The sequence below is a fragment of the Rheinheimera sp. genome, from assembly GCF_965283995.1.
GTDB lineage: Bacteria > Pseudomonadota > Gammaproteobacteria > Enterobacterales > Alteromonadaceae > Pararheinheimera.
In genome coordinates, this window is record NZ_CBDIQG010000001.1 from 346159 (window position 1) to 358111 (window position 11953).

The 11953-nt window shown below is 50.9% G+C and carries 9 protein-coding genes; 5 read left to right on the top strand and 4 right to left on the bottom strand.

Going from position 1 to position 11953, the window contains the following annotated elements:
- The first annotated feature begins 112 nt into the window (after positions 1-112).
- On the top strand, positions 113-2299 hold the full coding sequence (locus tag ACQ66Q_RS01620) for a S46 family peptidase (RefSeq protein ID WP_430455189.1): 2187 nt from the start codon (positions 113-115) through the stop codon (positions 2297-2299).
- A 59-nt stretch (positions 2300-2358) separates the two neighbouring features.
- On the opposite strand, the gene ACQ66Q_RS01625 is transcribed toward ACQ66Q_RS01620, so the two are convergent.
- Complete coding sequence (locus ACQ66Q_RS01625; protein WP_430455190.1) at positions 2359-3204, bottom strand: HDOD domain-containing protein; 846 nt, start codon at positions 3202-3204, stop codon at positions 2359-2361.
- Between the two features lie 217 nt (positions 3205-3421).
- Here ACQ66Q_RS01625 and ACQ66Q_RS01630 point away from each other — a divergent pair, with 217 nt between their 5' ends.
- The 4 genes from ACQ66Q_RS01630 (at position 3422) to ACQ66Q_RS01645 (ending at position 9430) form a co-directional block, all read left to right on the top strand.
- Positions 3422-5203: a choice-of-anchor I family protein gene (locus tag ACQ66Q_RS01630; protein ID WP_430455191.1), complete on the top strand. Its 1782-nt coding sequence runs from the start codon at positions 3422-3424 to the stop codon at positions 5201-5203.
- 208 nt (positions 5204-5411) lie between these two features.
- Positions 5412-5843, top strand: coding sequence for a hypothetical protein (locus ACQ66Q_RS01635; RefSeq protein ID WP_430455192.1), 432 nt, complete (start codon positions 5412-5414; stop codon positions 5841-5843).
- Entirely contained in the window at positions 5815-7002 is a 1188-nt protein-coding gene (locus ACQ66Q_RS01640) for a hypothetical protein (protein WP_430455193.1), read from the top strand. Before ACQ66Q_RS01635 ends, ACQ66Q_RS01640 begins: the two co-directional genes overlap by 29 nt.
- A 4-nt stretch (positions 7003-7006) precedes the next feature.
- Positions 7007-9430, top strand: a complete 2424-nt coding sequence (locus tag ACQ66Q_RS01645) for a putative bifunctional diguanylate cyclase/phosphodiesterase (protein WP_430455194.1) — start codon at positions 7007-7009, stop codon at positions 9428-9430.
- Positions 9431-9454: 24 nt separating this feature from the next.
- Here the strand turns inward: ACQ66Q_RS01645 and ACQ66Q_RS01650 are convergent, their stop codons facing one another.
- From ACQ66Q_RS01650 to ACQ66Q_RS01660, 3 genes are all read right to left on the bottom strand, one after another.
- Positions 9455-11140 carry a diguanylate cyclase domain-containing protein gene (locus ACQ66Q_RS01650; RefSeq protein WP_430455195.1) on the bottom strand — a complete coding sequence of 562 codons (1686 nt, stop codon included), beginning with the start codon at positions 11138-11140 and terminating at the stop codon, positions 9455-9457.
- A 111-nt stretch (positions 11141-11251) separates the two neighbouring features.
- Positions 11252-11518, bottom strand: a complete 267-nt coding sequence (locus ACQ66Q_RS01655; RefSeq protein ID WP_430455196.1) for a hypothetical protein — start codon at positions 11516-11518, stop codon at positions 11252-11254.
- Between the two features lie 69 nt (positions 11519-11587).
- Positions 11588-11851, bottom strand: coding sequence for a hypothetical protein (locus tag ACQ66Q_RS01660; protein ID WP_430455197.1), 264 nt, complete (start codon positions 11849-11851; stop codon positions 11588-11590).
- Positions 11852-11953 lie beyond the last annotated feature (102 nt).

Below are 11953 nucleotides of genomic sequence, written 5' to 3' on the forward strand. Positions count from 1 at the left end.
AGTTGCGACAGAACGCTTCTACCGGTTGCTTCAGCGCGCCAGCTTTAGTCGCTGCTTGCAGCCGTTTCGCCAGAGTTATAGTCTAAGCGTTTTCCAGTCACGGATATGTCTGATGTATAAGTACACGCTGTTTCCGGCGGCACTGCTTTGCAGTGTCGCTGCTATTGCTGACGAAGGGCAATGGCAACCTTATCAACTGCCGCAATTACAACAACAACTCAGCGCCCGCGGTATCGCAGTGCCGGCCGCCGATTTAGCCGATTTAAGCAAATATCCAATGAATGCGATTGTCAGTCTCGGCTATTGTTCTGCGTCCTTTGTCTCGCCACAAGGCCTGGTCGTCACCAACCACCATTGTGCTTATGGTGCCATCCAGCAGAACTCCACAGCGGAAAACAACCTGATCGCGAATGGCTTTCTGGCGAAAACTCAGGCGGAAGAGCTACCGGCCGGTCCGTCTGAACGTTTGTATGTGACAGAGCTTGTCGAGGATGTCACGGCGAAAGTCAGCGGTGCTTTACCGGCCAAACTGACCGATCTGGCCCGTTTTGAAGCGATTGAGAATAACCGAAAGCAGCTGATCCAGGCCTGTGAAAGCGACGCCAACTATCGCTGTAACGTGGTCAGCTTTCATCATGGCCTGCAATTTTTCCTGATTAAACAGCTGATGATCCAGGATGTGCGCCTGGTTTATGCACCGTCTGAAGCCGTCGGTAACTTTGGTGGTGACATCGACAACTATGAATATCCGCGCCACACCGGTGATTATTCGTTTCTGCGTGGTTATGTCGGCAAAGATGGCAAACCAGCGCCTTTTGCCAAAGACAATGTGCCATATCAGCCGAAGTTTCACTTAAAAATCAATGCCTCTGGGGTTAAAGCCGGCGATGGGATTTTACTGGCCGGATATCCGGGCCAGACCAGCCGTTACCGTCTGGCGGAGGAGATTGCCTTCGCCCGCGATTGGCAATACCCGGCGAGCGTAACCACCTTCTCACAGATGATCCAGACCATCGATGCGTTCGGCGCCAAAGATTCGGCGCTGCAGGTGCGGTATGCCTCTGTTGTCAAAGGCTATAACAACCGGATGAAAAAAATGCAGGGCCTGCTCGATGGCTTTAAAGTCACCGATATACATGCCATTAAGCAACAACAGCAGCAAGAACTGGCAGCCTGGATCGCGGCAGACAGCAGCCGTAAAGTGCATCAAAAAGCGCTGGCAGCACTGAAAGAAGTGGTCAGTGCTGAGCAGCAATATCAGCAGCAAACCTGGTATTTCGACAATGCCAAACGCAGCGATTTACTCAAAGCTGCACAGGATTTATACCGTCTGGCGCAAGAGCGACAGAAACCGGACGCTGAACGCGAACTGGGTTATCAGCAACGCGATCTGAAAATGTGGCAGGGCCGGCTAAAACGGTTGGATACCAGTTTTGCCCCGACCGTCGATCTCGCCCTATGGAGCGAGCAGTTGGCTGTGTATCTGCAGCAAAAACCTGTGCTGCGGGTCAAAGCTCTGGATGATGCATTAGGCTTAGTTCCGGGCATGACCGCAGCACAAATTAGTGCCACGCGGCAACCTTGGTATGACAGTACAACATTGGGCACCAGTGCCGGGCGTCTGGCCTGGCTCGACAAAACTCCGGCTGAATTTGCCTCAAGCCAAGATCCATTTATCAAAGCGGCGGTGGCGGTCTACCAGCAGCAAATTGCGCTGGAGCAGCAACAAAAAGCCATTCAGGGTGCACTGCTCAATACCCGTCCGGCTTATATGCAGGCCGTGATTGCCTTTAACCAGAGTAAAGGTAAACCGGTATACCCGGATGCGAACAGCACACTGCGCATCACTTATGGTCATGTCGACGGTTATCCGGCGGCAGATGGTGTCTATAAAACGCCATTTACCTCGGTGCGTGGCATGATCGCCAAGCAGCAGCCAACAGGTGTGTTTCAGCTACCTGCGAAGCTGGTGCAGGCTTATCAGGCCAAACAGTATGACGGTTATTTTTATGCTGATTTAGGCGCAGCGCCGGCGCTGCCGTTTAACTCAGTCCCGCTGAATTTCCTGTCGAGCGCCGATACGACCGGTGGCAATTCAGGTTCAGCCGTGATGAATGGCAAGGGCGAATTGATAGGATTGAATTTTGATTCGACCTACGAATCCATCAGTAAAGACTGGTACTTTAATCCGGCGATCACCCGGGCAATCCATGTCGATATCCGTTTTGTGCTGTGGATGATGCAGTATGTTGACGGTGCGCAAAATCTGCTGGATGAGATGACCATCGTCCGCGACTGATGTCGCTTTGCCATCAGCGTAAAACAGCGGGCAGCATCACAGCTGCCCGCGTTGTTTGATTAAAAAATACTGAATAGAGCCGGATTGAGCAGGCTCAGGATGGACATGCCTTCTAAGAAGGCAAAACTGCTGGCGTCATGTAAATCGTCTTTGCTGAGTCCCAACACTTCCATGATTTGCTTATCGACCAGATCATGCAGCTGAAACACATCGGCATTGGCTTCACTCAGTGCCAAACAGCTGGCCAGATGTAAAATCAGGCTGACTTTATTCGCTGCAGAGTACTCGGGCTGATTCAGTTGCTTTAGTGGCTGAATGATCCGTTCCGGTAACTGCCAGTGTTTCAGTAGCTCAACAGTACAGTCTACGTAGCTGAACCCCAACAATGCCTGTTGTTTGGTCCAGGGTTTAACACCTTTTTTATACTGGCTGCAGATTTGGGCGATCTCCGGTTTCACCTGTACGACAACCAGCTCGCCGAGATTGTGTAGCAGGCCGGACAGATAGATGGGTTCATCTTTTTTCACGCCCAGATGAAACGCCAGATGTTTGGCAATTAAAGCCGTATTGATGCTGTGCTCCCAGAACTTGTCCAGTGCGATCACATTGGGTTTTAAGGTCGCAAATGCTTCGGCAGCACCACTGGCAACGACCAGGTTATATACCTGCGTTTCTCCCAGCACCTGCACTGCTTTTTGTACCGAATCGACTTGTTTTGGAAAATTATACAGTGCGCTGTTCGCCAGACGCAGTAACTTGGAAGACAACACCGGATCGTAGGACACTAACTCGGCAATTTCATCGATATCGCTGATCTCGTCATCGATGATTTCTTTAATTTTCAGGCAGGTATCAGGCAATGCAAAGATGTCACCGACCTGAAGAGCACATTCGGCAGCGTTCAAGTTCCACTCCGTTTTTTTATTGACAATGACCATTGACTAGTGTTGCCTTCTGGCGCTGATTTACAAGGGGGAAAAACGTATTTCCCGTTTTTTTTTTCGCCGGCGGACAAAGTAGCCGCTTGCTGATACTGCTGTCATCAGATTGCCATGCCATTTTCACACCGCTGTCATCCCAAATCGCTAACGTCTTGTTTTTTTAAGTCTCTGGAGTAAAAACATGAAGGCGTTAAAAGTTTCTGTAGCGGCGTTGCTGGTATCAGTGGCGCTGAGCGGCTGTGATCTGGACGGTAAAAATGGTGTGGATGGGGCCGCTGGCGCTGCCGGCCAAACTGGCCAAACCGGCGCGACAGGCCCATCTGGCGCGAATGGCAGTAACGGTCAGAATGCACCGATCGGCATGCAATTGCTACCTGTTGCCCGTTATGTCACTGGCAGTTATGGCGCCGGCGCTGCGGAAATTACCGCGTTTCATGCACCTTCCAAGCGGATATTTGTTGTGAACGGTGCCGCCAACCGCATCGAAGTGCTGGATGGCGCCAATATAAAAAGCCAGGCGTTATCAGATCCACTGACCGCGAGCAATCTGACCAGTCAACCACTGACCTTGCCAGCGACCGCCACTGTGCGTAACAGTGCGGATCAGGATGAAACGGTAACGCTGGGTTTTGCTAATTCCATCAGTATTCAGGGCCAGTTGCTGGCCGTGGCAGTTGAAAATAAAAACCGCACTGAAGCCGGTGTTGCGCTGATTTATGATCTGAGCCAAGGCGCTCCGTTGTTAAAACAGGCGATCCGGGTCGGTGCCCAGCCTGATATGCTGACGTTCAGCAGCGACGGTAAATGGTTATTGGTAGCCAATGAAGGTGAACCTGCCAGTGACTACAGCGCGGATCCTGAAGGGTCAGTCTCACTGATCAGCCTCACGAATGCCGTTGCCGCAACACAAGCTAGAACGGTCAGCTTCAGTGCACTGAATGGCGACAAAGCCAGTCTGGCAGCAAAAGGCGTGAAATTTGCCGGTCCGGCCAGCACCACTGTGGCGCAGGATTTGGAACCGGAATATATCGCTTTTAGCCCTGACCTGAAAAAAGCCTGGGTGGTATTGCAGGAAAACAACGCGGTAGCGGTGATTGATCTGGCTGCTGCCAAGCTCGATAAGATTCTGCCGCTGGGGTTTAAAGACTATAGCCTGGCAAAAAACAGCCTCGACGTCAGCAATAAAGATGGCGTGAACATGCAGACTGTTCCTGGATTATTTGGCATGTATCAGCCTGATACTTTACAAAGCTATGGCTGGCAGGGCGGCGCGTTTTACGTCAGCGCTAACGAAGGGGATGCGCGTGATTGGGCCGGTTTTTCTGAGCAAAAACGCGTGTCGGCGTTAAAACGTTCTGCGGCGCTGAGTGCACGTCAGCCATACAATGCCGATGTGTTAGGCCGGCTGAACGTGACGACCGCGCTTGGGCTTAACGCCGCTGGTGAATATGATGCCTTATATGCCTATGGCGCCCGTTCTTTTAGTATCTGGGACCAAAATGGCCAGCAGGTATTTGACAGTGGCAACGATTTAGAACGCATTGCTGCCGGTGTGCATGGCGACAAATTTAACTCGAACCATCTGACGGTCGAAGGTGACAACCGTTCCGACGACAAAGGGCCTGAACCAGAAGCGTTGGCACTGGGTCAGATCAATGGCCGCACATATGCGTTTGTCGGCACTGAGCGGATGAGCGGCATCTATGTGTATGACATTTCTAATCCGTATGCGCCGCAGTTTGTTGATTACAGCTATAACCGTGATTTGAATGCGATCTATAACATCAATGATGACAAAGTCCCGGCCGTAGTAACCGGCAATGTGGCACAGGCCGGTGATTTAGGCCCGGAATCGTTGGCTTTTGTGCCGGCAGCCAATAGCCCGACAGGCAAACCATTGCTGCTGATGGCCAATGAAGTCAGTGGTACGTTAACGGTGTTTGAACTGACACCTAAAGTCTGACCTTGATCGTTGCTTGAATTCAGGCCGGCATTGCCGGCCTGAATTATTTTCAGTAGCCTGTAACTTCCGTAAATGATAATTTTGTGTAAACTATTGTTTTTCTAGCATTCTTTTTTGCTTTTTAAACAGGTCGGCTATACTCGGCTGTATTGCCTTTCGTTAGCGGACCCATCCTGAACTGTCGATCCGTTCAGCACAGAAGGACATTGTGAACAGGTTATTTCTTGTTTTATTCATGTTGTTGTGTCTGCCTGGGGCGTCTGCCGACCCGCTGACGCCACAAGTTCAAGTCATCGCCCATCCTTCAGTGCAGGTGGACGCATTGTCTCAGGCGCAATTGCGCAGTATTTATCTGATGCGTCAGGTGGTTTGGCCTGATGGTGTCGCCATCCGTGTATTTACATTAGCGCCGCGTTCTGCGGCTAATCTGCAATTCTGCCGTGACCAGCTCCAGCTGTTTCCTTATCAGCTGGAACGGGTATGGCAAAAACTGACGTATTCCGGGACAGGAACTCCCCCAACCGAATTACAGGATCAACAGGCGATGCTGCAGGCGATTGCCGCGACTCCGGGCGCCATAGGTTATATCGGGAAACAGGATGAAACTCAGGGTGTTAAAGTCATTCCAATTAAGCCTTAGCAGCGGCCTGCTGGCACTGTGTGGCGTTTTCTCTGCATCTGCTGCGGACAGCTGGCACTGGCATGGTTTTGTCGCACAGGGACTGATACAGGCGGACCAAAGCAACTTCGTTAATGACGACGGCGACATCAGCACCGATCTGACCGAATTGGGTCTGAACGGCAGTTATAAACTCAGTCCGGACTGGCGCTTGTCGGGTCAGGTGATGTACCTCGATGGCGGTAATCGCTATGCCACAGGCTGGCGCATCGATTATCTGTTTCTGAACTGGACCGCAGTGAATAGCCTCGACTGGCAGCTGAATCTATACGCCGGTCGGTTTAAAAACATGCACTGGCTGTATTCCAGTACCCGCGACGTCGCGCTGACGCGGCCGATGATCGTGTTACCGCAATCGGTATATTTTGATGCATTTCGCGATATCGCCGTTGGCTCGGACGGTCTGGCGTTGCAATCGACCAACAGCACCACGCTTGGCGAGCTCGAATTTATCTGGAGTTATGGTGCCACGCCGATTAACCGCGAAATCAGCCAGCGCGTGATCGCCACGCAAATTCAGGGAGATACCAAACAAAAATTTGTCCATCAGGCCACCGTGTTTTTCCGTCCGGCCGACAGTCAGACGCAATGGGGGATCTCGTTGCTGGATTCTGATTTCAGCTATCGCCGGGCGCCGGTTGATATGTTTTTTGATGGTGATTTTACCGTACAAAGGGTGATGGCGAATTGGCGTTATAGTGCCGAATTGTGGGAATTGTCCAGTGAGTTGGTACAGGAACGCGTGCACGCCAGAGGTTTCTATCTGCCAGTGTTTGAGCGCAATCAGTTTGCCCAAGGCGCCTTTTTACTCGGCAGCTACAACTGGTCGGATAGTACCCGCCTGTATGCCAGCTACGACTGGTATACCGCCAATAAAGACGACCGCGGCGGCGCCTTGCTTTCGTTGCAATCAGGTGGGCTTATTCCGCGTTATTTTGGCTATCAGCGCGACTGGGGGCTTGGGGTTACGCAGGATCTGGCCAAACAGTTAAGGCTGAAACTGGAATATCACTGGATCACCGGCACCGGGCGGCTTGGACCTAACGTGGTACCGGCTATTGAGATTAACCGGAGCCGGAACCACGATTTGTGGGCGGTCCAATTGATGTATTGGTTCTGATCTTATGCGGCCATTTTTAAGTTTACCGTGGAAAATTCTCGCGCTGACGTTAAGCGCCCTGTTGTTGATGACCGTGGTACTGACCAGTTTTGCCATTGTGAAAATGGAACAGGATTTCCGTTTGCAGCAGCAAAAACAACTGCAACTACGCCAACAACAGTTTGAACATTTGAACATGTTGCTGGAAAACCAACTGCGCAGCTGGCTGGAATCCTTCACCGACATGGCCAATATCCGGGAGCAGGCTGATTTCAGCGAATTTGCCAAAGCCTTAGCGCATCACTACGACACTATTGCACTGCACCTGAACGTGGAACATCAGTGGCTGTTTAATCAGGAAGGAGTACTGCTATATGCCTCGACTCCTGAAGTGCCGGCCCGGGTGCGGCAGGCAGTGCAGCAGGTGTTGATGGAGCTGCAACCATTTAGCGAGATTGTTTGTGCAGAGCACTGCTCGAAGCTGGTACTGGTGCCGGTGCAGAACCAACGTGGTGATGTGGCGGTCGCGGCGTTATCGACCACTTTATTGGATGTCCTGGCGTCGTTGAAACAAGGCGTTGGCTCTGAAGTCGCTATTGTGCGGATTGAAGGTGATCTGGAACGACCAGCGCGTGAGCTGCAGTTATTAAGCCTATCCAACGCCAGCCGGATGGCGTCGGTATTCTCTGCTTTGCCGGCCGAAGCGACTGTACAACAGGCGATTGAGAACGGTCTGCCGATACAAATCGGCGCTGAGCATTATCTGATTAGTTTTCTGCCGTTAGTCGGTAACGGTCAGGGCTATTACCTGGCATTGGTGGATGACACCAATAAATTTGCCCGCACCAAAGCGGAATATCAATTTCAGATAGTGATTTTCGCCGGCGCCTGTTTCGCTGTTCTGGCGGTACTGATTTATTTCAGTACGCAACGTCTGAGTCTGCGTCTGTTGAAAATGGCGCAACATTTACCGTTGTTGGCCCAGCGCCAATTCCGCGAATTCCGCGAACGTGGCCGCAATACGCCGTTGTTATTTCAGGACGAATTGGATGTGCTGGATACTGCGGCCAATCAGCTCAGTCTGGAACTGGAACAGCTACATCAGCAAATTGAGCAAAACACCCGTGAGCTGGAAAATATCGCGATGTACGATCTGCTGACCGGGCTGCCAAACCGCAACATGTTATTGTTTCAACTGAAAAAATATCTGGCAGCACTGGAACGCCACCCGGGCCGTATCGCGGTGTTGTTCCTCGACTTGGATAATTTTAAGTTGGTCAATGACACGCAGGGCCACGCCGCCGGCGATCTGTTACTGGTGGAAGCGGCAAGCCGGCTGCGTGCTTGTATCCGGCCCTCTGATCTGGCATCGCGCTTTGGCGGCGATGAATTCGTGCTGGTGCTGACCGATGTCAGTTCTGATGAACATCCGGCCGAAGTGGCGAACCGCATTCTGCAGGCGTTTGAACAGCCGGTCGAGCTCAATGGTCAGCTGTTTTATGTGTCTGGCAGTATTGGTATTGCGCTGTCCTCAGATCCGCAGTCCATTCCAGATGACCTGATCCGCCAGGCGGATATTGCCATGTACAACGCCAAAGAACAGGGCGGTGCCGCCTTTACCGGATATGATCAGCAAATGTATCAGCGCTTATCCAGCCGTATTCAACTGGAAAGTGATATCAAAGAAGCGATCCGCCTGCAGCAGTTTTATCTGGTGCTGCAGCCGCAAATTGAGCTGTCGACCGGCCGGCTGGTCGGTTTTGAAGCTTTATTACGCTGGTTACATCCACAACGGGGTATTGTGACGCCCGATGAATTTATCGGCGTATTGGAAAACTCACCACAAATGGTTGAACTGGGTTACTGGGTGTTCCGCCGCAGTTTTGAACTGGTGTTGCAGTTGATCAATCAGGGCTACCGCCATATCCGGATGTCGATTAACTTATCCGCCGGTCAGTTTCTTGATCCGCTGTTGCCACAAGTGCTGCAGGGCTTATTGGATGAATTTGGTTTACCGGCCAATCATTTTGAGCTGGAGCTGACGGAACGCACGCTGGTTAAAAACATCGACACTACCTTACAAATGATGCGCCAGCTCAAAGGTATGGGCTTTTGTTTTGCCATCGATGACTTTGGCACCGGTTATTCCAGCTTAAGTTATTTAAAACAAATGCCGGTCGACATTATCAAAATCGATAAGTCCTTTGTGTTTGGCATGCTGGAAAACGATGCTGACTATCAAATCATCGTGTCTACCATTGCGATGGTGCAGAAGCTGGAATTGACTGTGGTAGCTGAAGGCGTGGAAAACCGTGCTCAGTTGCAATTGCTGAAAAAACACAAATGTGATGTCGGGCAGGGCTATTATTTTGCCCGACCGCTGAATGATGAGCAGTTGCAGCAATTCCTGACTGAACAGGTGCCGGATGGCTTTTTGCGGCTGGCTTAATCGTAGCGCGACAGGCCCGGCTGCTTAGCGCAGCGGGCTGTGGATTAAAGGACGTCCAGGGTTGGTCTGCATCTGGTCGTAACTTTCGACCCGGTTACGGCCATTGTATTTGGCCAGATAAAGCGCCTGATCGGCATGGCGCATCAGCTCGCTGGGCTGATAACCACTGATCTGGCTGTACGACACGCCAAAACTGGCGGTCAGTTTCAGCCCACTCTGAATATGACTGCAATCGAGCTGTTCAATCGCATCGCGACAAATCTCAGCCAGCATTAACACTTTATCCGGCTGACAGTCAGGCAACACAATGGCAAATTCTTCTCCGCCGATGCGGCCAAAAATATCGCCACTGCGGATAAAGTGATTGCAGATCTGCACTGTCGCCTGCAACGCTTTATCGCCAATATCATGACCATGGTTGTCATTAATCAGTTTGAAAAAATCGAGGTCAAATACAATAACGCCCATCGATTTCTGCAGTTGTTTACAGCGCTTAACCTGCTTTTGCAGCTGCAAATCAAAAAAGTGTCGGTTGCTGATGCCGGTCAGTCCGTCATTTTCCGCTGCAAGTTTGTAATAACGATGGCGGCGGATCAGCTGGTAGGTGACGTAAACCAACACGATACTGGCGAGGCTCAGCAGACCAATATACAAACTGTCACGTTGTGCCTGCTGGTTTTTCAGCTGATTTTCCAGCTCTACCACACGGAATTCTTCTTTGATCAGCTGTAACTGCTGATTTTTTTTCAACAATTCACCTTTGGCCAGCTGAAAAGCCAGCAGCTGTGCAGAACGGTCGTCCCGCATCGCGCGTTCGGCTTCTGAAAATTGTTTAGCTGCCTGATAAGCGTGTTGGAAATCGCCGAGCTGTGCAGCCAGTTCGGCTTTTAATTGCAGCCCTGCCACCAGTGGAGTGCTGTACGGCAGATCTTTGGCTGCCTGTTCCAGCTCCGCGATCAATTGCAGGGCCGTTTCTGCCTCACCGAGTTCCGCCTGCGCCTCCGCCATCAACTGATACAGACTGATTAATAACCGGTTGTAGCCGGTACTTTCGACTTCAGCACGTTGCAGTTTTAGGCTTTGTAATGCTTGTGCCGGTTGCTTTTGTTGCAGGTAATACCAGCCGATTTGCAGCCTGACTAAATGCGAGAGCATCTTTTCATTGGCGCGCTGACAGATATCAATGGTTTTTTCAATGTCGCTGACAGACACTTTTTGTCGCAGATTCAGCTGATTTTGATAATTGATCTGCTGGCTCAGGCAGATATCCCGGTCACTCATCGCTTGCGGTGCCATCTGCTCGATAAATTCAATACTTTCTCGGTACAGCCCAGCCTCTGAATAGATATTGGCAGCACTGAGCAGTCCCTGATTGCGCCATTTCGGGTCTTCGATATCAGCCAATAATAAAATGGCCTGGCTCAGATTGGAAAAAGCATCGACAAACTGGCGCCTGACCATCTGCACGTTCGCCAGTGTATAGGAAGCGCGAAATCGCATTAATGCTGAATGACTCGGGCTCATTAACTGATTTAACAGGGTTTCGGCCTCTTGATGGCGTCCCGAGTAAGCCAGTTGGTAGGCAATCAGAAAATCGAGGTAACTGCTTTGGGCAGGCTTCATTTCTGCCCGTGCCAGAGTTAACTGGCTAAGCAGTTCCGCATAGTGTGCTGGTGCTGAGCTCCGTTGTTCGTCCGCATTGTTCAGCATTACATCAATTCGGTCTGACGGGGGGGCAGGGGCAGCGTTTATGCACACTGACCCTGACAGCAGCAATAAACAACTCCATTGTTGCCGAATTTTCAGCACAAAAACTGATCCTTAGTGCTTACGGATTTTCTTGTCGTCATCTTGTTTATCTTCATCATCAGGTTCTTCCGGTGCGTCAGGCGCTACGATGGCGAAACAACCGCGTCCTGGCAGGCCAGCGAGTTGGATCAAACCAGTCAGGTTGGATTGTTGGATCGCCTCAATCAACTCTTCATTCAGCGCAAAACTCTGAGCAAGTTGGTCAATTTGGGTATCGCGTTCTGACATTGTCTGCGTGCTGACCGCGAGTTTCTCTAACATTTGAACCAGATGCAACATGATAAGTCCTTCTTTTATCAATAAAATTAAAAAGCTGAGACAACACTTCTGATATGTAGTCGCTTGCTATCAGTGATTGGGTACTTCAGATGCAACGATAAAATGACAACCGGAACTGAACGCCGGAGTATCAGGGGCCACAATGACCATGCATGCTGATAACTGCTGATTCGTTAATCTGGATAGCTGCTCGCTGTTACCGTTTTGCATTGCTGCAGTGAGCGCGTCATCCAGTCCATGCTGGCGGGCCAGGCTGGCAATGAGTCCGGCACGTTGCTGAGCTGGCAGCACGTTGATGGCTAGCTCATTTAATACCTGATGTAGTGCAGACATAAAAAACTCCCTGCTGAAATTAGTTTTCATCTCCGGTATTTTTACGACAACCGGCAGTTCAGCCTAGAGCAAACCTTTTGTTTTGTAAATCAAAGGCTGCTG

Excerpts from the sequence above, each read along its gene's own strand:
- ACQ66Q_RS01650 (WP_430455195.1), bottom strand. The coding sequence starts at position 11,140 with ATGCTGAACAATGCGGACGAACAACGGAGCTCAGCACCAGCACACTAT.
- ACQ66Q_RS01660 (WP_430455197.1), bottom strand. The coding sequence starts at position 11,851 with ATGTCTGCACTACATCAGGTATTAAATGAGCTAGCCATCAACGTGCTG.
- ACQ66Q_RS01655 (WP_430455196.1), bottom strand. The coding sequence starts at position 11,518 with ATGTTGCATCTGGTTCAAATGTTAGAGAAACTCGCGGTCAGCACGCAG.
- ACQ66Q_RS01630 (WP_430455191.1), top strand. The coding sequence starts at position 3,422 with ATGAAGGCGTTAAAAGTTTCTGTAGCGGCGTTGCTGGTATCAGTGGCG.
- ACQ66Q_RS01645 (WP_430455194.1), top strand. The coding sequence starts at position 7,007 with ATGCGGCCATTTTTAAGTTTACCGTGGAAAATTCTCGCGCTGACGTTA.
- ACQ66Q_RS01620 (WP_430455189.1), top strand. The coding sequence starts at position 113 with ATGTATAAGTACACGCTGTTTCCGGCGGCACTGCTTTGCAGTGTCGCT.